Origin of the sequence: Gordonia polyisoprenivorans NBRC 16320 = JCM 10675, assembly GCF_000241325.1 — a bacterium.
Classification (GTDB): domain Bacteria; phylum Actinomycetota; class Actinomycetes; order Mycobacteriales; family Mycobacteriaceae; genus Gordonia; species Gordonia polyisoprenivorans.
Genome location: NZ_BAEI01000066.1, coordinates 12,646 through 39,081 on the forward strand (window position 1 = coordinate 12,646; position 26,436 = coordinate 39,081).

Sequence of the window (26,436 nt, forward strand, 5' to 3'; positions counted from 1 at the left end):
GTTGCGGCCGTGCCGATCACGCTCGTCGTCGCCGATGACCAGGCGATGGTCCGTCAAGGATTCTCGGCCCTGCTCGCCGCGCAACCCGATCTGTCGGTGCTCGGTGACGCCGCCGACGGCATCGAGGCCGTGGAATTGTGTCGCCGGGTCCATCCCGATGTGGTCCTGATGGATGTGCGGATGCCGCGCCGCGACGGGTTGTGGGCGGCCGCACAGATTCTCGGTGCGCGTGGCGCCGACGAGGTGCAACTACCCGCCGACGGCGTCGCAGGCCGCACGAAGGTGCTGATGTTGACCACCTTCGACATCGACGACTATGTGTACGAGGCGTTGCGGATCGGTGCGTCGGGTTTCTTGTTGAAGGACGCCCCCGCCGACGAACTCGTCCGGGCGGTACGGGTGGTCGCCGCGGGCGAGGCACTGCTGGCGCCGTCGATCACCCGCCGCCTCATCCGTGAGGTCACCGGGCGCCGGGCGCGCCCCCGTTCCGACGCGGCGGTGGAGACGTTGACCCCGCGGGAGCGTGAGGTGCTCGATCTCGTCGCCGATGGCAAATCGAACCAGGAGATCGCCACCGACCTGTTCGTCGCCGAACAGACCGTGAAAACCCATGTGAGCAGCGTCCTGACCAAGTTGTCGTTGCGCGATCGCGCCCAGGCGGTCGTCTTCGCCTACGAGAACGGGCTCAAGTGAGGACCGCGAGCCCGCCGCGCGGGTCCCGACGGCGGGCACGAGGGCGCCGTCGGCACTAGATTGTGTGCAGACGCGGGGTCGCGCGGAATTCCGGCGATCCCGGCTCCAACGGGCAGGAGGCTCACAGCGGTATGGCCAAGAGATTCGGGATTCTCACATCCGGCGGCGACTGCCCCGGACTGAACGCGGTGATCCGCGGCGCAGTACTCAAGGGTGAGACGGTCTACGGCCACGAGTTCGTCGGCTTCCGCGACGGCTGGTACGGCCTCGTCTATGGCGACATCATGGAACTCGACCGCTCGGTGGTGCGCGGCCTGTCCAACCAGGGCGGCACCATCCTCGGCACGAGCCGGTTCGGCCCGTACTCCGAACCCGACGGTGGCCCCGACGCCATCAAGAAGGTTCTCAAGAACCTCGGGATCGACGGTGTCATCGCCATCGGCGGTGAGGGCACCGCATCGGCGGCCAAACGTCTCTACACCGACGGCATCAACATCGTCGGCGTCCCCAAGACGATCGACAACGACATCAACGCCACCGACTACACGTTCGGCTTCGACACCGCGGTCAACATCGCCACCGAGGCGATCGACCGGCTGCGGACCACGGGCAACTCGCACAAACGCTGCATGGTGCTCGAGGTGATGGGACGTCACGCGGGCTGGATCGCCCTGCATTCGGGGATCGCCGGCGGCGCGCACGCGATCCTGATCCCGGAGCAGCCCGAGAGCATGAATCAGATCTGCGCGTGGGTGACCAGCGTCAAGAATCGTGGCCGCGCGCCGATGGTCGTCGTCGCCGAGGGCTTCAAGTTGCCCGACATGGGAGAAGCCCACTCCACCAAGGGGCTCGACGGGTTCAACCGTCCGCGCCTCGGCGGTATCGCCGAGGTGCTGGCACCGATGATCGAGGAGCGCACCGGCATCGAGACCCGCGCGACCGTGCTCGGACACATCCAGCGCGGCGGCACGCCCACCTCGTTCGACCGGGTGCTGGCCACTCGCATGGGTATGGCCACCGCCGACCTCGTCGCCGACAAGTACTGGGGTCACATGATCGCGCTGCGCGGCACCGAGATGCACCGGATCACCTTCGACGAGGCGCTGGCCAACCCCAAGACGGTGCCGCTGGACCAGTATCAGGAGATCCGGGTCATCTTCGGCTGAGGTGCGGCCCGGTTCACGCCGGGTCGCGGGGGATCACGATCCACAGCAGCAGATACAGCAGCACCTGCGGACCGGGCAGCAGGATCGAGGCGACGAACGCCGCGCGGACCAGGGACGCATCCCATCCGTAGCGTGCGGCGATGCCGCCGCACACTCCGCCCAGCCAGGCGTCGCCGCGTGAGCGCGTGAGCCGGCGTGCGGTGGGAACCGGTGTGGTGTGCGGTGTCTGGTGAATGGTCATCGGGCGTCCTTTCGCCGGGGCATCTGACACCTGAAACGCTAGGTGTCTGCGGCGCCGGTGGCATCGGGGACGTCCCTGCTTTCGTCCCCGAGATTTGTCCCGACCCGCGGCCGCATAAACTGGTGGCCATGACTGCCGCAGCTGCCGAATTGATGGACTACGACCAGGTCATCGACGAATTCGATCCGGTGATGGGACTCGAGGTCCACGTCGAACTCGGTACCACGACCAAGATGTTCTGCGGCTGCCCCACAGCGTTCGGGGCCGACCCCAACACCCAGGTCTGCCCGGTGTGCATCGGCCTGCCGGGCTCACTCCCGGTGGTCAACGCCACCGCCGTCGAATACGCGATCCGTATCGGTCTCGCACTGAACTGCTCGATTCGTCCCTCGAGCGTGTTCGCCCGCAAGAACTACTTCTATCCCGATCAGCCGAAGAACTACCAGATCAGTCAGTACGACGAGCCGATCGCCTACGAAGGTCACCTCGACGTCGCACTCTCCGATGGCACCACCTGGCGCGTGGAGATCGAGCGCGCACACATGGAGGAGGACACCGGCAAGTCGCTGCACATCGGTGGCGCCGGGCGCATCCACGGGGCCGATCACTCCTTGCTCGACTACAACCGGGCCGGGGTGCCACTCGTGGAGATCGTCACCAAACCCATCGTCGGTGCCGGAGCGCGCGCGCCCGAGGTGGCCCGCGCCTATGTGACCGCGCTTCGGGATCTGCTGAAGTCGCTCGGGGTCTCCGACGTGCGGATGGATCAGGGGTCGCTGCGTTGCGACGCCAACGTGTCCCTGATGCGCAAGGGCGCAAGCGAATTCGGTACCCGTACCGAAACCAAGAACGTCAACTCGCTCAAGAGTGTCGAGACGGCGGTGACCTTCGAGATGCGCAGGCAGGCCGCGGTGCTCACCGCCGGCGGACAGATCGTGCAGGAGACCCGGCACTACCACGAGACCGACGGCACCACCTCGCCCGGACGACGCAAGGAGACCGCCGAGGACTATCGCTACTTCCCCGAGCCCGACCTGCCGCCGGTGCAGCCGGCCGCGGAGTGGATCGAGGAGATCCGCGCGACCCTGCCGGAGCTGCCGTGGGTGCGCCGCGCCCGTATCCAGCAGGAGTGGGGCGTGTCCGACGAGGTCATGCGTGACCTGGTCAATGTCGGGGCGGTCGACCTGATCATCGCAACCGTCGACGCCGGCGCCGCACCGGAAGCCGCACGCGGGTGGTGGGTGTCGTTCCTGGCCCAGCAGGCCAACAGTCGCGGTAGCGACCTCGCCGATCTGCCCATCACCCCCGAGCAGGTCGCCGAGATCATCGGACTCGTCGACGAGGGCAAGCTGACCACCAAACTCGCCCAGCAGGTGGCCGTCGCGGTACTCGACGGCGAAGGCCAACCGGCACAGATCGTCGCCGATCGCGGGCTCGAGGTGGTGCGCGACGACTCGGCGTTGCAGAAGGCAATCGACGATGCATTGGCCGCCAACCCCGACATCGTCGAGAAGATCCGCGGGGGCAAGGTGAAAGCGGCCGGCAAGATCGTCGGCGATGTCATGAAAGCGACGCGCGGACAAGCGGATCCGGCGCGCGTTCAGGAGCTCGTGCTGGCCGCCTGCCAGTAGGGGCCCGGGGCGGCTCGACTCAGGTGTTGCTCTCCGACCCCGCCGGCGGGATGAACCGTACGACGCGGTCATCGGTGCTCACCGGCTGCCCGTAGGCGCGGTTCACCGTCGCGAATTGCACGACCCCGTTGTCCAGCGCGGTGATCCGGCCCAGCGCTCCGTAGCGTTTCTCCAGCACGACGGTCGGCGGAGTGATGGTCGGGCGCTGCCTGGTGGGTTCGTTGATCGCTTCGATGCGCTGGGTCCGCGTCTCGGTGACGAAGATCTGTCCGCCGGTCGCGGCGCAGCCGGCGATCTGCGGTTTGTCGGGCCAGGTCCACAGCACCGTCGTCGCCCCCGACTCCTCGACCGATTGCAGGCGGTCCTCGGTCGGACCCTGATCCGTCATGTACAGACCACCGGAGGCGCTCGGGCACAACGCGACATTCGCGCCGAGGCCGGAGGCCAGGATCTTGGGCCGGGTGGTCGATCCGGAGGAGAGGTCGGTGACCGCGAGGAGTTTACCGGCGAGCGATCCGGGATCGCCGGCGGCCGCGGGGTTGCCGGCGTTTCCGGTCGCCACCAGCAGCTCCGAGGGCGAGGCGAACAGTAGCGCGCCCATGTTTCCGGTGGCGCCCTTGGGGATTCCGGTCAGAATCGGTTTGGCGACGTCACCGGGGGCGAGGCGTACCACCCGATTGTCGGTGGGCGTGGTGATCAACGCGTAGATCAGCTGATCCTGCTGATAGGTCGGGGAGAAGGCGAAGTCGATCAACCCTCCGTCACCCGATCCGTCCACGTCGAAGGACGCCACGACCCGTTGTGGCCCATACCTTTTGGTGGTGATGATCTTGCCGGTCGTGCGTTCGGCGACGACGGTGACCGCGCCCTCGTCGTCGCCCGCGCGCACGCCGCCGGTGGAGGCGAGGCACGTCGCGATCACGGCGGGATCGGGATCGACGCAGGGTCCCGGCGGGGGAGGGCTCTCCTGTCCCGGGTTCTCCGGTGTCGACTGCGGAGGCTGGGTCGACTGCACTTCGAACGACTCGTTGTTCGGGCTGAACGGACCAGCGGCCTGATCACGATCCTGCTGCGAGAAATCCGCACAGGCGGCGACGGTCAGCATCACTGCGAGGACACCGATCAGCACGGTCACCCGGTGGCGACACGCGACGAGCATCCGACGACGCCGGCCGGGCCCGGCCCCTCGTCGCTGCATTCGCCGCCCCTCTCGCATGCCCACCACAGTAGGCGATTGCGATGCGCCGACCGCGCGGCGATCGGCCGCCCGAGGGTCGGAAACCTCTAGCATCGGCCATGTGACCGATCGCGAACATCCCGACGCGCCGGACAAGACGTTCCAGCCACCGAGCCCCTACGACGAACCGACGGGAGCGTTTCGCCGACCCGAGAGCGCCGGACCCGAGAGCACCGGCCCGGAAGTGAGCGACGCCGACCGCGACGCCTTCTATGAGCGGCACCATCGTCGACCCGGACGGTTGTCGCGGGTGGATTCGCTCGACGACCTGGACCCGGGTGAGGTGGAGACCCGGCCGATCGGCATACCGCAGCAGCGCCCACCGCGCCGCAATCCCGTGCCGATCCCACCCGTGATGGCTGAAAACCCGGGGGCTGCAGCGGACGCGGAGACGGCGGCCATCGAGAAGCCGACCGGCGCGACATCGACTGGTGCGACATCGACCCAGCCGGAGCCGGCGACCGAGAAACTTCCCGCGACACCGATCCCGTCGGTGGAGGAGACGTTCCCCGAGCTGTCGCGCAAACGCGCGCAGCCGGCGGAGACGCCCACCCGAGCACTCCTGCACGGTGAGGAGCCGTTGCCGACCACCCGGGCGCTGGGTGAGCAAGAGCCGGCCGGCGACGATCTCGACGGCGACGTCGCGGATACCGACGATGATGCGCGGGCCGGTACCGATCGCGACGATCAGCCCGAGACCGGCCGCCGGCGGCGGGGTCTGTTCGGCCGGCGCGCCTCCGACCTCGATGCCGCCGACCTCGATGCCGCCGACGCCGACCATGCCGACGATGCACCCACCCTCGAGGCCGCCCGTGCCGAACCGATCACCGTGACGGCCCCGCGCGGCACCCTCGATCTGGGCCTGCTCCTGCTGCGGGTGGCCATCGGCATCGTCGCCGTCGCGCACGGTCTGCAAAAGTTGTTCGGGCTCTGGGGTGGTCCGGGGTTGTCGGGATATCAGGAGATGCTCGCCAACAATCCCAACCCGACGATCGGGTTCCATGCCGATGTCACCCGGCCGCTGGCGATCGTCGGCGCGCTGGCCGAGACCATCGGCGGCGCGATGGTCGTCCTGGGCCTGTTCACCCCGATCGGAGCGTGTGCGATCGTCTCGGTGATGCTCCTGGCCGCGGCCTACAAGACGACGCTGGCCGGTGGATTCGCGTTCTTCGCCGCAGCCGGTGGCATCGAGTACGAGCTCGTCCTCGCGGTGGCGGCCGCCGCCCTGGTGCTGACCGGTCCGGGGCTCTACGCCTTCGACGCCTCCCGAGGCTGGGCGCGTCGGCCGTTCCTCGGGTCCGTCGCCTGGCTGATCGTGGGCATCGCCGCCGCGGTCGCGGTGTGGATGCTGTTCAACGGGACCAACCCGCTCAACTCAGCCGGCAACCCGCGGTAGCGCGAATGACACGTTCGTCCCCGAGCCGTCGGTTCTTCCCCGGGAAGTCTCCCGAGAAAGAACCGACTGGCTCGGGAAGAACTGGATTCAGTCGACCTGACGGACCGCGCCCTTGTCGGCCGAGGTGGCCAGCTTGGCGTAGGCGCGCAACGCCGTGGTCACCGTGCGCTGCCGGTCCTTGGGCTGCCACGGCCGTTCGGAGGCCTCCATCTTGGCGCGGCGCTCCGCGAGCACCTCGTCGTCGACGAGAACGGCGAGCTGTCGCGTCTTGACGTCGATGACGATCGGGTCGCCGTCCTCGATGAGCCCGATGACGCCGCCGGCGGCCGCCTCCGGGGAGATGTGACCGACCGACAGACCCGACGAGCCGCCGGAGAACCGGCCGTCGGTGATCAGGCCGCACTTCTTGCCCATCCCGGTGCCCTTCATGAAGGCCGTCGGGTGCAGCATCTCCTGCATGCCCGGCCCGCCGGACGGCCCTTCGTAGCGGACGACGAGCACCTCGCCGGCCTGCAGCGTCTTGGACAGGATGACCTGCACGGCCTCCTCCTGGGATTCCACGACGCGCGCCGGGCCCTCGAAGTGCCACAGATCCTCGTCGATCCCCGCGGTTTTGAGGACGGCACCGTCCTGCGCGAGGTTGCCGCGCAGCACACAGAGCCCACCCTCGACGGTGTAGGCGTGGTCCTTGTCGCGGATGCAGCCGCCGTGGGCGTCGGTGTCGAGCTCGTCCCACCGGTTGGCGGTCGAGAACGGGGTGGTGGTACGCACCCCGCCCGGCGCGGCATGGAACAGTTCGATGGCCTCGTCGGTCGCCTTGCCGCCGCGGATGTCCCAGTCGTCGAGGAACGCCGCGATACTCGGGGAGTGCACGGTCGGCGCCGAGTCGTCGATCAGCCCGGCACGACGCAGTTCGCCGAGGATGGCCGGGATGCCACCGGCCCGGTGCACGTCTTCCATGTGATAGTCCGAATTGGGCGCGACCTTCGACAGGCAGGGCACTCCGCGGCTGATCTCGTCGATGACAGACAGATCGAAATCGGCGACCTCACCCTCCTGCGCGGCGGCGAGGATGTGCAGCACGGTGTTCGTCGACCCGCCCATGGCGACGTCGAGGGCCATGGCGTTGCGGAAGGCGGTCGGGCCCGCGATGCTGCGGGGCAGCACCGAGGCATCGTCGTCGCGGTACCACTTCTGGGCGGCCTCGACGACGACACGACCGGCTCGGGAGAACAGCGCCCGACGGGCCTCGTGGGTGGCCAGGGTCGAACCGTTGCCCGGCAGGGCCAGACCCAGCGCCTCGGTGAGGCAGTTCATCGAGTTGGCGGTGAACATGCCCGAGCACGACCCGCAGGTCGGGCACGCCGAGCGCTCGACCTCGCCGAGCCCGGCCTCGTCGACGTCGCTGTTGGCCGACGCCGAGATGGCGGTGATGAGGTCGGTGGGCGCATGCGCGACGCCGTCGACGACGACGGCCTTGCCCGCCTCCATCGGTCCACCGGAGACGAAGACCGTCGGGATGTTCAGGCGCATCGCGGCATTGAGCATGCCCGGGGTGATCTTGTCGCAGTTGGAGATACACACCAGGGCGTCGGCGGTGTGGGCGTTGACCATGTATTCGACGCTGTCGGCGATGATCTCGCGGCTCGGCAGCGAGTAGAGCATGCCGCCGTGGCCCATCGCGATCCCGTCGTCGACGGCGATCGTGTGGAACTCGCGGGGCACCCCGCCGGCGGCGCGGACGGCCTCGGCCACGATCTCACCCACGTCCTTGAGATGAACGTGCCCAGGGACGAACTGCGTGTAGGAGTTGGCGATCGCGACGATCGGCTTGCCGAAGTCGTCGTCGGTCATTCCGGTGGCGCGCCACAGGGAGCGGGCGCCGGCGGCTTCGCGTCCGACGGTGGTGGTTCGGGACCGCAAGGGTGGCATGGGGTTTCCTCGATCGGGTTCGCTTGGGCGCCCGCATTGCGGACGCACACGGCACTGACGTGGGGTCAGCGCGCGAACCGCTCGAGGGTGTTCGCGAGCGGGTCCGACTCAGGAGGTGGGGGTGGGCTTGTTTCCTCGCCGCCGGCGCTGACCGCGACCGTCGACACGATGGCGTGGACGATCAGCCGCGTCCACGGTACTCCTCGCTGACGTGCGCGAACAAAACAGTTCCCGCTCGCCTCAGCGTGCGTCGCGGGCGGCGGCGAAGGGGTCGGGAATCCGGCCGGCGCTGGCCGCCGAGAGTCGCGGCATGTCCTGGAAGGTGATGGCGGGCAGGCGGACACGATCGCCGTCGGTGAGCACCGCCCGCACCGGGCCCCACCGGCTGAACTGCAGGCCCTCGATGTCGGGCCAGGCGACCTCCCTGGAACCGAAGGTGCCGACCGCGCGCAGCCCGTCCTCGGTCACCACGGTCTTGATGCGCCAGATCCACACCGCGAGCAGGACCGGGACCGCGAAGGTCCAGCCGAACCACGCGAGGCTGGTGCCGGCCAGGATCAGCACCACCAGGAAGGTCGCGGGCACGGCGAAATAGGCGAGCTTGCTGACCTTGAACTCCTGCGGCAACGCGACGGCGTCGGACGTCTGCTCCGACGATGTTGCCGTGGTCGACTCCGCCGGGGTCGACCGTGCCGAATCGGACGAGGACGGGGTGGACGACCGAGCGCCGGAGGAAGAACGAGTCACGATCCCATTGTGGCATCCGGGCGTCGGTGCTCTTGACGTGCGGGGGTGCCGAGGACCAGTGATTTCCCAGGATCTGGGACGCGGGGGAGACGAGTTTGACTCTGCACTATCTGCAGTCCTACCGTGATTGACGTGATGCACAACGAGCTTCTCGTAGTAATCGGCCGGCGCGTCGTCGCCTGACCGGTCACTTCATCGACCTCCAAGCATCGACGCGCCACCCTCGAACAGCAACCGCTGTCGGGGGTTTTTTGTTGCCCACCCCCATTGACCCCGAATCCCCGGTTGAGCGGTAGTACAGACCAGTACGGCAGTCCACCTGCGACTGAGAACGACGACCGTCGACCATGAACACGAAGGACCGTGCAGTGAGCGCACCAACAGCACGTACGGACACGACCACTCCGGGCGCCGGGTCGCGTCAGGAATCGCCGGCGGCGGGCAGCCTCCGCGCGGTACGGCAGAACACCGTCGCCCCCGAGCGCGTCAGCGGCGCGCAGTCGGTGGTCCGTTCGCTGGAAGAACTCGGTGTCGAGGTGGTCTTCGGTATTCCCGGCGGTGCGGTGCTCCCGGTGTACGACCCGCTGCTCGATTCGCGCAAGGTCCGCCACGTGCTCGTCCGTCACGAGCAGGGGGCGGGACACGCGGCCACCGGTTATGCACAGGTCACCGGCCGCGCCGGGGTGATGATGGCGACGTCGGGTCCCGGCGCCACCAACCTCGTCACCCCGCTCGCCGACGCGCAGATGGACTCGGTGCCCGTCGTCGCGATCACCGGCCAGGTCGGTCGCGCGCTCATCGGCACCGACGCCTTCCAGGAGGCCGACATCTCCGGTATCACCATGCCGGTCACCAAGCACAACTTCTTGGTGTACAACGCGATCGACATCCCGCGGGTCATCGCCGAGGCCTTCCACATCGCCGAGAGCGGTCGTCCCGGTGCGGTGCTGGTCGACATCCCCAAGGACATCCTCCAGGCCCAAACGACCTTCTCGTGGCCGCCGCAGATCGACCTGCCCGGCTACCGGCCGGTGACCAAGCCGCACGGCAAGCAGGTGCGGGAGGCGGCGCGGATGATCAACGCCGCCAAGAACCCGGTGCTCTACGTCGGCGGCGGGGTCATCAAGGCCAACGCCTCGGCGGAGTTGCTCGAACTCGCCGAGCTCACCGGCATCCCCGTCGTCACCACCCTGATGGCGCGCGGCGCGTTCCCCGACTCGCATCCGCAGCACCTGGGCATGCCGGGGATGCACGGCACCGTCGCGGCCGTCGCCGCGTTGCAGCGCAGCGACCTGCTGATCACGCTCGGCGCCCGCTTCGATGACCGGGTGACCGGCCAGCTCTCGTCATTCGCCCAAGGCGCCAAGGTCATTCACGCCGACATCGACCCGGCGGAGATCGGCAAGAACCGCCACGCGGACGTGCCGATCGTCGGCGACTGCAAAGCGGTCATCCTCGATCTGCTCGACACACTGCGTGCCGAACGGGCCACCACCGGCACCACGCCGGAGCTCGAGGAGTGGTGGGACTACCTCGACGGCATCCGCCGTACCTATCCGCTGAGTTACGACCGTCCCGCCGACGGCTCGATGTCGCCGGAGTTCGTGATCTCCCAGATCGGCAAGCTCGCCGGCCCCGACGCCGTGTACTGCGCAGGCGTCGGTCAGCACCAGATGTGGGCGGCGCAGTTCATCTCCTACGAGAAGCCGCGGACCTGGCTCAACTCCGGCGGACTCGGCACGATGGGGTACGCGGTGCCCGCCGCGATGGGTGCCAAGATGGCCGCGCCCGACACCGAGGTGTGGGCCATCGACGGCGACGGCTGCTTCCAGATGACCAATCAGGAGCTGGCCACGTGTGCGATCGAGGGCATCCCGATCAAGGTTGCCCTGATCAACAACGGCAACCTCGGCATGGTGCGGCAGTGGCAGACCCTCTTCTACGAGGAGCGCTACTCCAACACCGACCTGGCGACCCACTCGATGCGCATCCCCGACTTCGTCAAGTTGGCCGAGGCGCTGGGCTGTGCGGCGTTCCGGGTGGAGAACGAGGCAGAGGTCGACGAGGTCATCGCCAAGGCCCGCGAGATCAACGACCGCCCGGTCGTCATCGATTTCATCGTCGGTGCCGACGCGCAGGTGTGGCCGATGGTGGCTGCCGGAACCGGCAATGACGAGATCATGGCGGCCCGCGACATCCGGCCGCTGTTCGACGACGATGCGTCGGCCTCCGATCCCGCCGACATCCACGAAGTGGTCAATCAGAGCACCAATCTCGGCCAGGAGGGCGAGCAGAAGTGAGTACCCATACCCTCAGCGTCCTCGTCGAGGACCGTCCGGGCGTCCTGGCCCGCGTGTCGGGATTGTTCTCCCGGCGCGGATTCAACATCGAGTCCCTCGCCGTGGGGCCCACCGAGCTCAAGGGTGTCTCGCGGATGACGATCATGGTCTCCGTCGAGGACTTCCCGCTCGAGCAGGTCACCAAGCAGCTCAACAAGCTGATCAACGTGATCAAGATCGTCGAGCAGGACCCGTCGAGCTCGGTCTCACGTGAGCTGATGATGGTCAAGGTGCGCGCCGACTCCACGGTGCGCTCGGAGGTCATCGAGGTCGTGAATCTGTTCCGCGCCAAGGTGATCGACGTCTCCCCGGAGTCGCTGACCGTGGAGGCGACCGGCACCGCCGAGAAACTCGAGGCGCTGCTGCGGATGCTCGATCCGTACGGCATCCGGGAGATCGCGCAATCCGGCGCGGTCACCCTGGGACGCGGCCCGAAGAGCATGTCGGCCAACCGCTGACGCACGCAAGTCACAACGCGCCCCACGCGGGATAACCGATTCGTTTGGGGCACAACACATATCGAAGGGAAGTCAACTGTGGCGATCGAATTGTTCTATGACGACGACGCCGATCTGTCGCTCATCCAGGGCCGCAAGGTCGCGGTGATCGGCTACGGCAGCCAGGGGCATGCGCATTCGCTGTCGCTGCGTGATTCGGGTGTCGACGTCGCGATCGGCCTGCGCGAGGGCAGCAAGTCGCGGGAGAAGGCCGCCGAGCAGGGCCTGAAGGTGATGACCGCCGCCGAGGCCGCCGCCTGGGCCGACGTGATCATGATGCTGGCCCCCGACACCAGCCAGGCGCAGATCTTCACCGAGGACATCGAGCCCAACCTCAAGGACGGCGACGCGCTGTTCTTCGGCCACGGTCTCAACATCCACTTTGGTCTGATCAAGCCGCCGGCCAACGTCACCGTCGGCATGGTCGCCCCGAAGGGCCCCGGTCACCTCGTGCGCCGGCAGTTCGTCGACGGCAAGGGTGTGCCCTGCCTGATCGCGATCGACCAGGATCCGAAGGGTGAGGGTCAGGCGCTGGCGCTCAGCTACGCGAGTGCGATCGGTGGCGGCCGTGCCGGCGTCATCAAGACCACCTTCAAGGAGGAGACCGAGACCGATCTCTTCGGCGAGCAGGCCGTGCTGTGCGGCGGCACCGAGGAACTGATCAAGACCGGCTTCGAGGTGATGGTCGAGGCGGGTTACGCCCCGGAGATGGCCTACTTCGAGGTGCTGCACGAGCTCAAGCTCATCGTCGATCTGATCTACGAGGGCGGCATCGCCCGCATGAACTACTCGGTCAGCGACACCGCCGAGTTCGGTGGTTACCTCTCGGGTCCGCGGGTCATCGACGCCGACACCAAGGACCGGATGCGCGCCATCCTCTCCGACATCCAGGACGGGAGCTTCGTCAAGCGTCTCGTCGCCAACGTCGAGGGCGGCAACAAGGAGCTCGAGGACCTGCGTAAGAAGAATGCCGAGCACCCGATCGAGGTCACCGGCAAGAAGCTGCGCGACCTGATGAGCTGGGTGGATCGCCCGATCACCGAAACCGCCTGAACACAAGCGTGATTCGTGGCCCCGTTCCCGATGGGAACGGGGCCACGTTCGTCTCGGGCGGCAGGCGAGTGGGCTGTGGATGAATTCTCGGCCCGTCGATGCATCTGTTCTACGCTTGGCCCATCGGTGTCGATCGTGATGGGGGAGAGTCATGGATGTCAATCCGGAAGCGTTGCGGCAGTTCGCCACTCGGGTCGATGAGGTAGGTGCACAGTGCTCCGCGTCGCCCATGCCGCACCACTTCGACGCCCTCGCGGCCCTGATGCCCGGCTCCACCACGGCGTACGCCGCACAGACCGCCGCCTCGGCGATGCGGCCGTTGTTGGCCGGTGTGGGCCACTACTTCGAGCAGGTGTCGGCGGCCGTGTACACCGCGGCCGGTGAGTACGAGACCTCCGATGCCGCACTGGCCGACCGGTTCGGTCGCGTCCCTGCCCCCGGGAGGGCGTGATGATTCCCAGCCGCACGGTGTTCGACACCTGGCGGACCGAATCGGTGGGGGCTGCCGGCCACACGCTGGGAGACAGCGGCGAAGCACTCGACGACGAGGTCTCGGGCGCCCGGTACGCCATCTCGCGTGTGGCGCAAGACGGTCTGTGGTCCGGCGTGGCCGCGCAGTCCGGTGAGACGGCGACCGACGTCGGCTGCCGCCGGGCCACCGCGCTGAGCGCCGTCGCGCGCAACTCGGCGATCGGTGTCGCCCGGTCCGCTCCGGACCTCACCGCGGCGGCGTCGAGGATTCGAAACCTGTTGACGGTCATCGAATCCGGCGACCTGTTCGTCACCGATGACTGGCTCGTGCTGCCGCGCGTCAAGAACTACCCGGCGACGTTGGCCGCGACGCTGGCGACCGTCGCCGACACCTTTCAGGTGCAACTCAATCCCGCCCTGGTCGACCTGAGCCGAGCCGATCACGACATCGGCGCGTTTGTGCGCCGAAAACTGATGGGCGATGGTCTCGGCCTGGCCCTTCCCGAGATCGACGCGGATCCCCACGCGCCCAAGGACTTCACCGAAGCCCCGCACGGTGACAACACCGGAGGCACCAACCCCGAGTTCGGCCGCGGCCTGCAACGTGCGCGACTGCTCGAGCACATGACCGGTACGGTCGTCGAGACCGAGACCACCACCGCCGGTGACACCACGACGACGACGGTGAGGATGCTCGACGGCTCCCGGCAGACCTACACCAGCGGTCCCGGAGTGAACCGGACCGAATTCCGCAGTCCGGAAGGTGTTCTGACCGCCACGCGCACCGTCGCGGGCGATGGCACGGCAACCGTGTCGTTGACTCGTCCGGGCAAGTCGCCCGCCGTCGTGACCGAGCGCCCCGACGGTACGACCGAGGCGGTCGTCGACGGGATCACCTTCCCCATCCCGTCCTCCCGTGACTATGCGATCGCCCTGGCCGCGGGTGGCATGTCCGCGACCGAATCCGCCGTGGCACGCGGGCTTCCCTACCTCACCCAGGCCCAGGTTGCGCGCCTGGAGATCGGTGCGAAAGCGGCCGGGCCGGGTCTGACGCTGCTCGGTACGGCGATGGGGGTCGCCACGGCGGAGAACGGCTACGAACGGTGTGTGGCAGGCGTGGCCGGCGGTGTCGGGTTGGGCGCCGATCTGGCACTGCTGGCATTGGCCCCGGAGATGAGTCCGCTGCGGGCCTTCTGGACCGGCGCAATCGTGAGTCTTGGGGGGGTCCACGGTGGGCAACATCGTGGGGCAGGTGCTGTGTCGATGAGGAATCTCGAGGTGGTCGGCAAGCGGCCTGCATACCATCGATGCCCACGTGCCTGGCAGGGAGCGCGGTGGCGTCTGTGGGTGGGCAGGGTCTTCTGGGCTGTTGTCTGCTCGATCTTCGCGGGGGCGTCGGTGATGTCGGCTTTCGGCGGCAGCGTCGTCGTGGCGGTGGCGGCCGCGTCCGGCGCCGCGGGGGTCGCCCTGCTGCTGTTGTCCGAAGAACTCCGGTGGATGCGCACGGGCGCGACCCGACCGGACCTCCGCGGCGTGCGAATCGCGGGGGCGGCATTGGTGATTCGTGTCGATGACCGCGAACGTGCGGTGGACATTGCGTTGCCGGCGGCGTTCGCCCTCGGCGGTGCCGGGGCGTTCTACGCCGTGTGCTCCGGAGAACTCGATCTCTCCTTCGTGCAACACTCGCCGCGGCCGGTCTCGCCGTTCACCTTTCTGGCCGTCGCTGTCACCGGTGCGGTCGGTCTCGTCTGGGAAATGGTTCGGCGCCGGCCCGACCCTCTGGTGCTGACCCCGCACGCCCTGGTCGTCGGCAAGAGACTCGGTCCACGGGGCGCGATCGCCTGGACCGACCTCGAACGCACCGAGCCGATGCCCACCGATGTGGGCAGACGTCGCAGGGGTGCCGACGCATGGCTGGCCATCGGCGCGGACGAGGAACCGCGGCTACGCCTGAACGTCGTGCGGCTCGGAGCGCCGACGACCTTCTGGCTTCTGGACTTCTACCGGCGGCATCCGGAACTGCGCGATGAACTCGCCGACGCCCGGGTGTTGCGGCGCCTGCGTGACGGATCACTCGTCGACGACGGTCGAGCCGATGTCTGATCGGGCCCACTCACCGTTGCCTCCGGAATACGTTGCGGTGCTGCGAGATCTGGCGCACGAGCCCGAACGCACCGAGGAGATCCGGAGCATGGTCGCCGGACTCGACGGCGTCACAGGGGTCGAAGCGGGCCTGATCGACGCCGTCCTTCCGTTGCCGAGCACCTGGCGCCCCGATGACCATGCACTGTTCTGGCGTGACCGGCGAGTCCGTGACGCGGAGCTGCGCCGGCGCATCGACGCCGCTCTCGACGACTGGATCGAGAATGGTGGATGGTCGTGGAGATCAGGCGGAATCGACGCCGAGGACCATCGGCGCATCGCCGAGCTGACGCGGCGCGAATTCGACGCCGAGATGGCCGATCATCGCCGACGACACGGTACCGGCGGATGAATCGGCGAGATCTGCACGCACGCCCGACCCCACAGACGAGTGCGCCCCCTCCCGAGGTGGGGAGGGGGCGCACTCGATGGAGCGAGTTCAGGGTCAGTAGACCGAGAAGCCCTTGTACTTGGTGTGGTTCACGTAGTTGAGGATCGGCCCGATGTTGGTGCCGGTCTCGGGGCCGAGGCAGCCGAGGAAGTAGTAGGCGTTGACCATGCCCACGAGTTTGTCGCCGACGACCACCGGGCTGCCGGAATCACCCTCGATGACGCACATCTGGGAGAAGTGCACGTCGCCGTCGGAGAACCAGGCGACACCGCAGGTGCTGCCGGTGGTGCGGCCTTCCTTGCACGCCACGGTCGGGAAACCGATCGGGCGGGTGTCGATCCCGCGGATCGTCACCGACCGCACGGTGCGCAGCGGTACGACGCGCGACGGGTCGAACTCGATGATCGCGACATCGTCCTTCGGGTCGGAATAGGTCACCACACCGGCCTGACCGCGATCCTGGAACGTCTCGGAGAGGACCTGCTGCCCGGGCTGGCCGCAGTGTCCTGCGGTGATGCCGATCAGTTGACCGGTCTTCGCATGACCGATCGTGGTCAGGGTGCACGCCTTGGCGGAGTCACCGCCCTGCAGGATCAGGATTCCTGATCCACCGCCGAGGAAGATCTTCGCCGGTGCCGCCTGTGCGGCGCCGGGAGCCCCCCAGCCGGCGAGTACCGTCGCTGCCAGGACAGCCAACAGTACTGTCAGCTTCTTCTTCATCCATACTCCACTCTGCTACCCGACCGGCGCGGCTTCTCGACCGCCGAATCGATTGTTGACACATCACCCGAAGCGCCACCGTACCGGCGGATTCGACGGGTGCCGCGGTTCGGCGACACTCTGCCGCCGCATCGCAACACTTCCGTAATGCCGCTCACAATGTACACGTCCACCCTGTGCCGCTCGGTCGCGTCGACGCCCGGCTGTTCGCCGCATCAGGAGAGGTCTCTAAGCTGACTTGCGGATGCCGTTACGGCATCGCGCCCGATCTCGCCACCGATTCTGGAGAAAAACTGTGACCTCAGCTGGCCTGCCGGTCGTTCTCATCGCCGACAAACTGGCCCCCTCGACCGTGGAAGCCCTCGGCGACGGGGTCGAGGTGCGCTGGGTGGACGGACCCGATCGCCCGAAACTGCTCGAAGCCGTCGTCGACGCCGACGCGATCCTGGTGCGTTCGGCCACCACCGTCGACGCCGAGGTCCTCGACGCGGGCAAGAAACTGAAGATCATCGCGCGCGCAGGCGTCGGCCTCGACAATGTCGACGTGCCGGCCGCCACCGAGCGCGGCGTGATGGTGGTCAACGCGCCCACCTCCAACATCCACACCGCCGCCGAGCACGCCATCTCGCTGATGCTCTCGGCGGCCCGTCAGATCCCGGCCGCCGATGCGACCCTGCGTGAACACACCTGGAAGCGTTCGTCATTCAACGGTGTCGAGATCTTCGACAAGACCGTCGGCGTGGTCGGACTCGGCCGGATCGGCCAGCTCGTCGCTGCTCGACTGGCCGCCTTCGAGACCCACGTGATCGCCTACGACCCCTACGTGTCGCCGGCGCGTGCGGCCCAGCTCGGCATCGAATTGGTCTCGCTCGACGAGCTTCTCGAGCGCGCCGACTTCATCACGGTGCATCTGCCCAAGACGCCCGAGACCCTCGGCCTCATCGGCGCCGACCAGCTGGCCCGCACCAAGAAGGGCGTGATCATCGTCAACGCCGCCCGTGGCGGGCTCATCGACGAGCAGGCGCTGGCCGACGCGATCGTCGCCGGACAGGTCCGCGGCGCCGGCCTCGATGTCTTCGCCACCGAACCGTGCACCGACTCGCCGCTGTTCGAGCTGCCGCAGGTCGTGGTGACACCGCACCTGGGTGCCTCGACCAGCGAGGCCCAGGACCGCGCGGGTACCGATGTCGCCAAGAGTGTGCGGCTGGCACTGGCCGGCCACTTCGTCCCGGACGCGGTCAACATCGTCGGCGGCACGGTCGACGAAGAGGTCGCCCCGTGGCTGGAGATGGCCCGCAAGCTCGGTGTGCTCGTCGGGGCGATCAGCTCCGAACTGCCGACGTCACTGGTCGTCGACGTGCGCGGCGAACTCGCCGCGAGCAACGTCGACGTGCTGGGGTTGTCGGCGCTGCGCGGCCTGTTCGAGGCCGCCCTGACCGAGCCGATCACCTTCGTCAACGCCCCGAAGGTGGCGCAGGAGCGCGGTGTCACCAGCGAGGTGACCACCGCCACCGAGAGCCCCAATCACCGCAGCGTGGTCGACGTCAAGGCGGTCTTCGCCGACGGCTCGGTCCACAACGTGGCCGGGTCGCTGTCGGAGCCGCGGCAGGTGGAGAAGATCGTCAACATCAACGGACGCAACTTCGACATGCGCGCCGAGGGCCTCAACCTCCTGGTGAGTTACACCGATCAGCCGGGCTCGCTGGGCAAGATCGGTACGCTGCTCGGCGACGCGGGCATCGACATCCTGGCCGCAGCGCTCTCCCAGGACGCCGCAGGTGCCGGTGCCACCATGATCTTGCGGGTCAGCCGCGAGGTCGACGACTCGGTGGTCGAGGCCATCGAGTCCGCAGTCGGTGCAACTCTGATCGAACAGGTGGATCTGTCATGAAGCTCGCCGTCATCGCCGGGGACGGAATCGGCCCCGAGGTCATCGCCGAGGCACTCGAGGTGCTGCGGGTGGTGACTCCCGACGTCGAGACCACCGAGTACGACCTCGGTGCCCGGCGCTATCACCGCAACGGTGAATTGCTGACCGAGGCCGATCTGGATTCGTTGCGCGAGCACGACGCGATCCTGCTCGGCGCGATCGGTGATCCGTCGGTGCCGTCGGGGGTCCTCGAACGCGGACTGCTGCTCTCCATGCGTTTCGCGCTCGATCACCATGTGAACCTGCGGCCCTCGCGCCGGCTACCCGGAGTGAGTTCGCCGCTCGCCGGGGACCCCGACATCGATTTCGTCGTCGTCCGTGAGGGCACCGAAGGCCCCTACACCGGCAACGGTGGCTCGATCCGTGTGGGCACCCCGCACGAGGTCGCCACCGAGGTCAGCGTCAACACCCGCTTCGGCGTCGAGCGCGTCGTCCGGGATGCCTTCGAGCGGGCGAGCCGCAGGCGCAAACACCTCACATTGGTCCACAAGACCAATGTGCTGACCTTCGCCGGATCGTTGTGGAGTCGGGCGGTCGCGGAGATCGGTGCCGAGTACCCCGATGTCACCACCGACTACTGCCACGTCGACGCCGCGACGATCTACCTCGTCACCGACCCCGGACGGTTCGACGTGATCGTCACCGACAACCTGTTCGGCGACATCATCACCGACATCGCGGCCGCGGTCTCCGGTGGGATCGGGCTCGCCGCGTCGGGCAACATCGATGCCACGCGGACCAATCCGTCGATGTTCGAACCGGTGCACGGCAGCGCCCCCGACATCGCCGGTCAGGGCAAGGCGGACCCCACCGCCGCCATCCTGTCGGTGGCGCTGCTCCTCGATCACCTCGACGATGCCGAGGGCGCTCGACGTGTTGAACAGGCCGTCGCCGACGATCTGCTCGACCGCGACGGCCAGGAGCTGTCGACCTCGGAGATCGGTAAGCGTATTCGAGAGCGCTTGTAGCGCATAGGATTCTGCACTTGCCCGGTGGCCCGGTCCGGTGGTGTGGTGGTCGAGGAGACCCCACCCCCGGACCGGGCCACCGTCATCTGTGGTCGGCGTGAGGGGTCTCCGACGGAGACCGTGGAATGGGGATCTCGGGCGTCACTTGTTCTAGTTTCAATAGAACTATACAATCAGAGTGTGTTCATCCGAGTCGATCCCACCGATCGTTCGCCGATCTTTGCCCAGATCGCGGCGTCGGTTCGCGGCGCCATCGTCCGCGGTGACATCGGCGCCGGTGAACGGCTGCCCGCAGCGCGGGAACTGGCCGCCTCGTTGGACGTGAACGTCCACACGGTGCTGCGCGGCTATCAGATCCTGCGGGATGAGGGGCTCGTCGAACTGCGTCGCGGGCGGGGCGCGGTGGTGTCCGATCGCGCGCCGGAACAGGCCGAGATCGGTGAGGCCCTCGATCGGCTCATCGGGGTGGCGCAGCGGTGGGGACTCGGACCCACGGAATTGTCGGCAGAGATCACCAGGAGGATGTCATGACCGCGACAGCGTCGAAACCCACTCGGGAACAACGATTTCGGTGCGCGCTGGTGGGCGTGGTCCCGTCAGTCGTCATGCTGGGTGTCGCAGTGTCGTTGCTGTCGGCATGGCGTGGCGATCTTCCCGATCCGATGGCGTCACATTGGGGTACCGGGGGAGTCGACGGCACGAGCAGCATCGCCGGCGCGATCGTGACGGTGGTGGTCGTGTGTGTGCTCGCCGCTGCGCTGAACACCGTGGCGTCCCTCGCGATGTCACATCCCCGGCAGGTCCGGGCGAGCGTGGCGCTGATCAACTTTCTCGTGGTCGCGATCGCCGGGGTGATCCCCGCGGTGGCGGCAGGTCAGCGGGGAGTGGCCGACGTCCACGACGTTGCCACACCGGTGGTGCCGATCCTGCTCACCCTTGCGATCGCGGCGGTCGTCGCGGCGGCGAGTTGGGTTCTCATCCCGCAGTGGGCCACCGCGGTTGGCGGGCCCGTGGGTGCGGTCCCCGCCGAAGACCTCGCTTCCGGAGAACGCTTCTATTGGCAACGCTCGGTGGGGAATTCGGTGGTCGCCGACGTCCTCTTGGCCGCCACCGCGGTGGTGCTGGTCATCATCACCGCGGTGACCGGGGTGTGGTGGCTGCTGGTGGTTCCCGCCCTGATCGTCCTCGGCGCCGTCCTGATGGGAACCGTGCGGGTGCGGATCGATCGCAGTGCGATGACGGTGCGCGGCGCGCTGCCGTGGCCGCGTCAGGAGATCGCCATGGCCGACATCGTCCGTGCCGAGGTCATCACGGTGCACGCTTTGCGCGACACCGGCGGTTACGGCCGCCGTCTGGCCATCCGGGGAGAGGGCAAGGGCGCGTGGGGATTCGTGGTGCGCTCCGGTGAGGCCGTGATGGTGACTCGCACCGACGGCCGGCGCGACTTCGTCGTCGTCGACGATGCCGCGACCGCGGCCGGCCTGATCAATGCAGTGCTCGCCCAACGTCTGCCGGGCTGAGCGACTCTCAGCCGGGCGTGTCGACCGACACCGGCTCCGGCTGCGGGAGCTGGTCGCGCGGAACCAACGGTGCCGCGATCACCGGAGCCACCGCACTCGCGGCGAAGGCCAGCGGGAAGCCGACCGCGGTGATCAGGGCGCCGAACAGCGGGGTGGTGGCGGCGGTGGCCAGATACTGTGCGGTGTTCTGGATGCCGAGACCACGTCCGCTCCAGCGCGGCCCGGCGAATTCGGCGATCGCGGTGAAGGCCAGGCCGTTGTCGGCGACGGAGACGATCGAGGCCACCATCATGACAACCACGCACACCGGACTGTCGGCCCAATCGGTCAGTGCCAGAACGCCCATCGCGACACCGGCGACCACGGCGATCAGCCGGATCGGCCGCATGCGGGACAACCATGCGTCCGACCATCGCCCGGCCGCGATGCGCCCCAGCGCGCCGAGCGTCTGAGTGATCGTCACGAGGACACCGGCCGTGGCCGGAGACCAGTGGCGGGCCACGATGAGCCAGGTCGGCACGAAGGTCCACAGCATCGACTGCGGGATCACCAGGAGCACGCTGACGGCGTGTACGCGTGCCAGGAACCAGCTGTCGCGGTACGGGTTTCGTGCTGGTGCGGCGGTGATCGAGCGAGCCGACGGCGGGTCGACGATGCCCAGGACGCACGCGAGCAACCCGAGCGCGGTCACCACGATGGGGACCACCAGCGCTGCGGCGATGCCGCGGTGTTGGGCGATCGCGGGCATGCTCAACGCGCACACCGCGATTCCCAGGGGTTGGGCCATCTGCCGGACGCCCATGGCCGTGCCGCGTTGGGCCGCGGGGAACCAGCCGACCACGATCCGGCCGCTGGCGCCGTTGGCGGCACCGGAGCTCAGGCCGCCGAGGAAGAGCAACGCCGCCAACACGGTGAACGGGGCCGATCGCCATGCCGCCACTGCCGTCGCGATCGCCGCCATCAAGGTCAGCGACAGCGAGATCGTCAGGATCACGCGTTCGCCGTGGCGATCGAGCAGGCTGCCCCAGCCGATGATGGCCATCATCAATCCGACCGTGGGAACCGCGGCGAGCACCGACGCCCGCGACACGCTCATGCCCTCGGCGTGCAGGGCGGGGATGAGGTAGGCGATCCCGGACACCACACAGGTCGTGGTCATCGCGGCGATCAGCGAACACGCGAGCATCGCCCACCTGCGGGTGGTGCCGATGGTGTCGGGGGAATTCATGTCGCCTCCTCGAAGCTCTCTCGGGTCTGGTCGTGTCTCATAATATGAGAATTGACTCCCATATTTTAGAACCCGTGATCGTCGGGATGCCAATCGACGTCCCGAAGTGTGGACAATGCCGGTGCGATACCCTCGGGCCATGCGTCTTGGTCGAATCGCCAGTCCCGATGGTGTCGCCTTTGTCTCGCTCGAGGATTCCGGTGACGGTGTCGTCGCCAAGGAGATCGCCGAGCATCCCTTCGGCACCCCGACGTTCACCGGTCGGAGTTGGCCGCTGGCCGATGTCCGATTGCTCGCGCCGATCCTGGCGACGAAGGTCATCTGCATCGGCAAGAACTACGCCGCGCATGCGGCCGAGATGGGGGGCTCGGCTCCCGAGAACCCGGTGATCTTCCTCAAACCGAACACCTCGATCATCGGGCCGGAGGTCCCCATCGTGCGCCCGCCGTCCTCGGACCGTGTCGATTTCGAGGGTGAGCTTGCCGCGGTGATCGGTCGTCCGTGCAAGGACGTCAAGGCCTCCGAGGCGGCCGGGGTCATCCTCGGATACACCGTCGCCAACGACGTGACCGCCCGCGATCAGCAGCAGGCCGACGGACAGTGGACACGCGGCAAGGGGTATGACACCTTCTGCCCGCTGGGGCCGTGGATCGACACCGCCTTCGATCCGTCGGATGCCGAGATCCGCACCGAACTCGACGGCGAGGTGCGCCAGCGCAGCCGAACCTCGTTGATGCTGCACGACATCGGCGCCATCGTCGAGTGGATCTCCCGGGTGATGACGCTGCTGCCCGGTGACGTAATCCTCACCGGCACCCCAGAGGGGGTGGGTCCGATGGTTGCCGGACAACGGGTTTCGGTGACCGTCGAAGGTCTGGGCACACTGAGCAATCCGGTGGTGGACAAGCCGTGACGGCACCGGTGAGCACCGCACGGATCAACGGGATCGACCTGTCCTACGAGGTCGCCGGCGAGGGTCCGCTCGTCGTGATGGTGATGGGCACCGGCAGCCCGGGCCGGGTGTGGAAGGCAAATCAGGAGCCGGCCCTGCGCAAGGCCGGCTATCGTGTCGCCCTGTTCGACAACCGTGGCATCGCCCCGTCCTCGGAGTGCGCCGCCGGGTTCACGCTCGAGGACATGGTGGCCGACACCGCCGGACTCATCGAGCATCTCGGTGGACCGGCTTTCGTCGTGGGGACCTCGTTGGGTGCCCGCATCACCCAGGAACTCACCCTGGCGCGGCCCGACCTCGTCCGCGGCGCGGTGATGTTGGCCACCTACGGCCGCAGCACGCCGCTGCAGGAAGCGATCTCGGCCGGCGAGCGCGCGCTCTACGACCAGAAGATCACCCTGCCTCCGGAGTACGAGGCCGCCATCACCGCGCACCTCAACCTGTCGCCGCACACCCTCGACGACGATCGGGCCGCACAGGACTGGCTCGACATCATCGGGTTCTCACCGCAGACCGTGACCCCCGGGGTGCGTGCTCAGCTCGGACTGCACCACCGGGAGGCCAATCGTCTCGACGCATACCGGCGCATCACCCGGCCCGCGCTCGTCGTCGGATTCGCCGACGATCGCACGTTGCCGGTCAAGCTGGCACGCGAGGTGGCCGAGGTGATCCCGGGAGCCGAGTACGCCGAGGTGGCCAAGGCCGGGCACTTCGGTTATCTCGAACAGCCGGCTGAGGTGAATCGGCTCATCGTCGACTTCTGCGACCGCCACCGGGACTGACTCCCCGGGTGGTCGGTTCGATACGCTGAGCCGCATGGCCAGTACCGATTCCGCCCGCCCCGATCCCGCAGGCTCCGACGCCGTGCGCGTCCGATTCTGCCCGTCCCCCACGGGTACCCCGCACGTCGGGATGGTGCGCACCGCGCTGTTCAACTTCGCGCAGGCGCGACACGACAAGGGCACCTTCGTCTTCCGCATCGAGGACACCGACGCCGCCCGCGACAGCCAGGAGTCCTACGACGCGATCCTGGAATCGTTGCGATGGCTCGGACTCGACTGGGACGAGGGCCCCGAGGTCGGCGGACCGTACGGTCCGTACCGGCAATCGGAGCGTCGTGGAATCCACCTCGACGTGGTGGCGCGTCTGTTGGCGGCGGGTGAGGCCTACGAGGCGTTCTCGACCCCGGAGGAGGTCGAGGCACGGCATCGCGCGGCCGGCCGGGACCCTAAGCTCGGTTACGACAACTTCGATCGCGACCTCACCGACGAACAGCGTGCCGCCTATCGCGCCGAGGGCCGCAATCCCGTTGTGCGCCTTCGCATGCCCGACCGTGACATCACCTGGGACGATCTCGTCCGCGGCGCCACGACGATCAAGTCGAGTACCGTTCCCGACTTCGCGTTGACCCGTGCGAACGGCGATCCGCTCTACACCCTCGTCAATCCCGTCGACGACGCGATGATGCGGATCACCCATGTGTTGCGCGGCGAGGACCTGTTCTCGTCCACCCCGCGCCAGATCGCGTTGTACGAGGCGCTGATCCGGATCGGGGTGGCCGAGGCGGTGCCCGTCTTCGGGCATCTGCCGTTCGTCATGGGGGAGGGCAACAAGAAACTCTCCAAACGCGATCCGCAGTCCAACCTGTTCCATCACCGGGACCGCGGATTCCTGCCGGAGGGTCTGCTGAACTACCTCGCGCTGCTCGGCTGGGGGTACTCGCACGAGACCGATGTGTTCACCCTGGAGCAGATGATCGACAAATTCGATGTCCGCGACGTCAACTCCAATCCCGCGCGGTTCGACCAGAAGAAGGCCGACGCGATCAACGCCGAGCACATCCGGATGCTCGAACTCGGTGATTTCGCCGCGCGGCTCAAGGCCTACCTCATCGAGCGCGGTCACCTGTCGGAGCCGATCGACGACGCCACCTTCACCGCCCTCGCCGAACTCGTGCAGACCCGAATCCAGGTGTTGGGCGACGCGTGGGCATTGATGTCGTTCTGCTACGTCTCCGACGCGGAGTTCACCATTGACGAGAAGGCCGCCGCCAAGAATCTCGGTGCCGACGCGGTGCCGGTCCTCGACGCCACCATCGCCGCCGTGGAGGGTCTGTCGTCGTGGCAGACGCCCGCACTGCACGACGCCCTCAACGCCGCGCTGGTGGACGATCTGGGCCTCAAACCGCGCAAGGCGTTCGGTCCGGTGCGGGTTGCGGTGACCGGGTCGCAGGTCTCGCCGCCGCTGTTCGAGTCGATGGAACTGCTGGGCCGCGACGTGAGCCTCGCGCGTCTGCGCGCGGCCCGGGAGTTGGCGGCAAAGTAGCCACTGACCAGGCGATTTGTGGTCCAGGGGTAGTGCTCTGCTAATCTATCGCAGGTTCTTTTCCGAGAGGAAAAGAGAAAACCTTGGGGTATGGTGTAATTGGCAACACAGCGGTTTCTGGTACCGCCATTCTAGGTTCGAGTCCTGGTACCCCAGCGACCACCAAGGTCTATGGCCCCGTCGTCTAGCGGCCTAGGACGCCGCCCTCTCAAGGCGGTAGCGCGGGTTCGAATCCCGTCGGGGCTACAGAGAAAGGCGCCCTTCCCGGTAATCCCGGGGAGGGCGCCTTTCGCTTGTGCAGCCGGGGATGTTATCGACGCCGGAGGCAGCGGCGCCTACAGATACTGGGCCGTCGATCCGGACACCGGCGTCTGTGGCAGACCGAGCTTGCGGTGATCCCAGGAGCGCGTCCGGCTTCCGGTGATGCGTACCGCGACGCGCTTGTTCATCATCTGCTCGACGAAGGGTTTGGATTCCTCGGTGTACGGGGCGGTGTATCGCTCCCACACCGAGATACCCACCTGCAGGCAGGAATCGGCGTCGTCGAGGATCTCCGCGGTGCCCTCGATGGCCACGCCGCGCAAGGTGTCGTAGGTGTCGCCGTCCTCGATGAGAACCGAACACCGATTGTTGCGCCGGAGATTGACGGCCTTCTGCGACTTGGCCTTCGTCTCGAACCAGATCTCGCCGTCGATGATCCCGTACCACATGGCAACGAGATGAATGCTGCCGTCGGGTCCGGTCGTGGCGAGGGTGGCGGTTCGGCTGCGGGCGATGAACTCCTCGATCTCGTCGGGACTCATCACGATCTGGGTGCGCTGGTTTGTGCCCATTGCCCGGTCACTTCCTCCTCATGC

24 protein-coding genes and 2 tRNA genes are annotated in these 26,436 nt (G+C 67.7%); 19 read left to right on the forward strand and 7 right to left on the reverse strand.

The window, feature by feature from the left end:
- Positions 1-9: 9 nt before the first annotated feature.
- Both GOPIP_RS17130 and GOPIP_RS17135 read left to right on the forward strand, forming a co-directional pair.
- On the forward strand, positions 10-693 hold the full coding sequence (locus GOPIP_RS17130) for a LuxR C-terminal-related transcriptional regulator (protein ID WP_006371008.1): 684 nt from the start codon (positions 10-12) through the stop codon (positions 691-693).
- Positions 694-824: 131 nt separating this feature from the next.
- Positions 825-1,859: a 6-phosphofructokinase gene (locus GOPIP_RS17135; protein WP_006371009.1), complete on the forward strand. Its 1,035-nt coding sequence runs from the start codon at positions 825-827 to the stop codon at positions 1,857-1,859.
- A gap of 13 nt (positions 1,860-1,872) precedes the next feature.
- On the opposite strand, the gene GOPIP_RS17140 is transcribed toward GOPIP_RS17135, so the two are convergent.
- Positions 1,873-2,100 carry a PspC domain-containing protein gene (locus GOPIP_RS17140; RefSeq protein ID WP_006371010.1) on the reverse strand — a complete coding sequence of 76 codons (228 nt, stop codon included), beginning with the start codon at positions 2,098-2,100 and terminating at the stop codon, positions 1,873-1,875.
- A 128-nt stretch (positions 2,101-2,228) separates the two neighbouring features.
- On the opposite strand from GOPIP_RS17140, the gene gatB reads away from it, so the two are divergent.
- The gene (gatB, locus tag GOPIP_RS17145) at positions 2,229-3,731 is read left to right on the forward strand and encodes an Asp-tRNA(Asn)/Glu-tRNA(Gln) amidotransferase subunit GatB (RefSeq protein WP_035728298.1); all 1,503 of its coding nucleotides are present in this window, start codon (positions 2,229-2,231) and stop codon (positions 3,729-3,731) included.
- Positions 3,732-3,750: 19 nt separating this feature from the next.
- Here gatB and GOPIP_RS17150 read toward each other — a convergent pair whose 3' ends face one another.
- Positions 3,751-4,890, reverse strand: a complete 1,140-nt coding sequence (locus tag GOPIP_RS17150) for a PQQ-dependent sugar dehydrogenase (RefSeq protein WP_006371012.1) — start codon at positions 4,888-4,890, stop codon at positions 3,751-3,753.
- Between the two features lie 139 nt (positions 4,891-5,029).
- Here GOPIP_RS17150 and GOPIP_RS17155 point away from each other — a divergent pair, with 139 nt between their 5' ends.
- On the forward strand, positions 5,030-6,364 hold the full coding sequence (locus tag GOPIP_RS17155; RefSeq protein WP_006371013.1) for a DoxX family protein: 1,335 nt from the start codon (positions 5,030-5,032) through the stop codon (positions 6,362-6,364).
- 87 nt (positions 6,365-6,451) lie between these two features.
- Here GOPIP_RS17155 and ilvD read toward each other — a convergent pair whose 3' ends face one another.
- Complete coding sequence (ilvD, locus tag GOPIP_RS17160; protein WP_006371014.1) at positions 6,452-8,296, reverse strand: dihydroxy-acid dehydratase; 1,845 nt, start codon at positions 8,294-8,296, stop codon at positions 6,452-6,454.
- 240 nt (positions 8,297-8,536) lie between these two features.
- Positions 8,537-9,043, reverse strand: coding sequence for a PH domain-containing protein (locus GOPIP_RS17165; protein ID WP_014360527.1), 507 nt, complete (start codon positions 9,041-9,043; stop codon positions 8,537-8,539).
- A gap of 368 nt (positions 9,044-9,411) precedes the next feature.
- Between GOPIP_RS17165 and GOPIP_RS17170 the strand changes: the two genes are divergently transcribed.
- From GOPIP_RS17170 to GOPIP_RS17195, 6 genes are all read left to right on the forward strand, one after another.
- The gene (locus tag GOPIP_RS17170) at positions 9,412-11,343 is read left to right on the forward strand and encodes an acetolactate synthase large subunit (protein ID WP_170320224.1); all 1,932 of its coding nucleotides are present in this window, start codon (positions 9,412-9,414) and stop codon (positions 11,341-11,343) included.
- Entirely contained in the window at positions 11,340-11,840 is a 501-nt protein-coding gene (ilvN, locus tag GOPIP_RS17175) for an acetolactate synthase small subunit (RefSeq protein WP_006371017.1), read from the forward strand. Before GOPIP_RS17170 ends, ilvN begins: the two co-directional genes overlap by 4 nt.
- 78 nt (positions 11,841-11,918) lie before the next feature.
- Positions 11,919-12,932 carry a ketol-acid reductoisomerase gene (ilvC, locus tag GOPIP_RS17180; RefSeq protein ID WP_006371018.1) on the forward strand — a complete coding sequence of 338 codons (1,014 nt, stop codon included), beginning with the start codon at positions 11,919-11,921 and terminating at the stop codon, positions 12,930-12,932.
- Between the two features lie 151 nt (positions 12,933-13,083).
- Complete coding sequence (locus GOPIP_RS17185) at positions 13,084-13,383, forward strand: hypothetical protein (RefSeq protein WP_006371019.1); 300 nt, start codon at positions 13,084-13,086, stop codon at positions 13,381-13,383.
- Positions 13,380-15,506 carry a hypothetical protein gene (locus GOPIP_RS17190; RefSeq protein WP_035728300.1) on the forward strand — a complete coding sequence of 709 codons (2,127 nt, stop codon included), beginning with the start codon at positions 13,380-13,382 and terminating at the stop codon, positions 15,504-15,506. The genes GOPIP_RS17185 and GOPIP_RS17190 overlap by 4 nt, the downstream gene beginning before the upstream one ends.
- A complete protein-coding gene (locus tag GOPIP_RS17195; RefSeq protein WP_006371021.1) occupies positions 15,499-15,897 on the forward strand; it encodes a hypothetical protein in 399 nt (132 codons plus the stop codon). The genes GOPIP_RS17190 and GOPIP_RS17195 overlap by 8 nt, the downstream gene beginning before the upstream one ends.
- A 93-nt stretch (positions 15,898-15,990) precedes the next feature.
- Here GOPIP_RS17195 and GOPIP_RS17200 read toward each other — a convergent pair whose 3' ends face one another.
- Positions 15,991-16,656 carry a chymotrypsin family serine protease gene (locus GOPIP_RS17200; protein WP_006371022.1) on the reverse strand — a complete coding sequence of 222 codons (666 nt, stop codon included), beginning with the start codon at positions 16,654-16,656 and terminating at the stop codon, positions 15,991-15,993.
- Positions 16,657-16,951: 295 nt separating this feature from the next.
- On the opposite strand from GOPIP_RS17200, the gene serA reads away from it, so the two are divergent.
- The 4 genes from serA to GOPIP_RS17220 all read left to right on the forward strand — a co-directional run bounded on the left by serA (position 16,952) and on the right by GOPIP_RS17220 (position 21,074).
- Positions 16,952-18,547 (forward strand): phosphoglycerate dehydrogenase, encoded by a 1,596-nt coding sequence (gene serA / locus GOPIP_RS17205; RefSeq protein ID WP_006371023.1) that lies wholly within the window; start codon positions 16,952-16,954, stop codon positions 18,545-18,547.
- The gene (locus tag GOPIP_RS17210; RefSeq protein WP_006371024.1) at positions 18,544-19,554 is read left to right on the forward strand and encodes a 3-isopropylmalate dehydrogenase; all 1,011 of its coding nucleotides are present in this window, start codon (positions 18,544-18,546) and stop codon (positions 19,552-19,554) included. The genes serA and GOPIP_RS17210 overlap by 4 nt, the downstream gene beginning before the upstream one ends.
- A gap of 180 nt (positions 19,555-19,734) precedes the next feature.
- Complete coding sequence (locus tag GOPIP_RS17215) at positions 19,735-20,085, forward strand: GntR family transcriptional regulator (RefSeq protein WP_014360520.1); 351 nt, start codon at positions 19,735-19,737, stop codon at positions 20,083-20,085.
- Complete coding sequence (locus tag GOPIP_RS17220) at positions 20,082-21,074, forward strand: hypothetical protein (RefSeq protein WP_006371026.1); 993 nt, start codon at positions 20,082-20,084, stop codon at positions 21,072-21,074. The genes GOPIP_RS17215 and GOPIP_RS17220 overlap by 4 nt, the downstream gene beginning before the upstream one ends.
- Positions 21,075-21,081: 7 nt before the next feature.
- On the opposite strand, the gene GOPIP_RS17225 is transcribed toward GOPIP_RS17220, so the two are convergent.
- Positions 21,082-22,302 (reverse strand): MFS transporter, encoded by a 1,221-nt coding sequence (locus GOPIP_RS17225; protein ID WP_020170782.1) that lies wholly within the window; start codon positions 22,300-22,302, stop codon positions 21,082-21,084.
- A 139-nt stretch (positions 22,303-22,441) separates the two neighbouring features.
- On the opposite strand from GOPIP_RS17225, the gene GOPIP_RS17230 reads away from it, so the two are divergent.
- From GOPIP_RS17230 to GOPIP_RS17250, 5 genes are all read left to right on the forward strand, one after another.
- A complete protein-coding gene (locus GOPIP_RS17230; RefSeq protein ID WP_006371028.1) occupies positions 22,442-23,215 on the forward strand; it encodes a fumarylacetoacetate hydrolase family protein in 774 nt (257 codons plus the stop codon).
- On the forward strand, positions 23,212-24,036 hold the full coding sequence (locus tag GOPIP_RS17235; RefSeq protein WP_006371029.1) for an alpha/beta fold hydrolase: 825 nt from the start codon (positions 23,212-23,214) through the stop codon (positions 24,034-24,036). The genes GOPIP_RS17230 and GOPIP_RS17235 overlap by 4 nt, the downstream gene beginning before the upstream one ends.
- 34 nt (positions 24,037-24,070) lie before the next feature.
- Positions 24,071-25,579 carry a glutamate--tRNA ligase gene (gene gltX, locus GOPIP_RS17240; RefSeq protein WP_006371030.1) on the forward strand — a complete coding sequence of 503 codons (1,509 nt, stop codon included), beginning with the start codon at positions 24,071-24,073 and terminating at the stop codon, positions 25,577-25,579.
- Between the two features lie 84 nt (positions 25,580-25,663).
- Positions 25,664-25,735: transfer RNA gene (locus GOPIP_RS17245), tRNA-Gln, on the forward strand.
- Positions 25,736-25,752: 17 nt separating this feature from the next.
- A tRNA-Glu gene (locus GOPIP_RS17250) sits at positions 25,753-25,825 on the forward strand.
- A gap of 89 nt (positions 25,826-25,914) precedes the next feature.
- Here GOPIP_RS17250 and GOPIP_RS17255 read toward each other — a convergent pair.
- Positions 25,915-26,412, reverse strand: a complete 498-nt coding sequence (locus GOPIP_RS17255) for a PPOX class F420-dependent oxidoreductase (protein WP_006371031.1) — start codon at positions 26,410-26,412, stop codon at positions 25,915-25,917.
- Between the last annotated feature and the right edge of the window lie 24 nt (positions 26,413-26,436).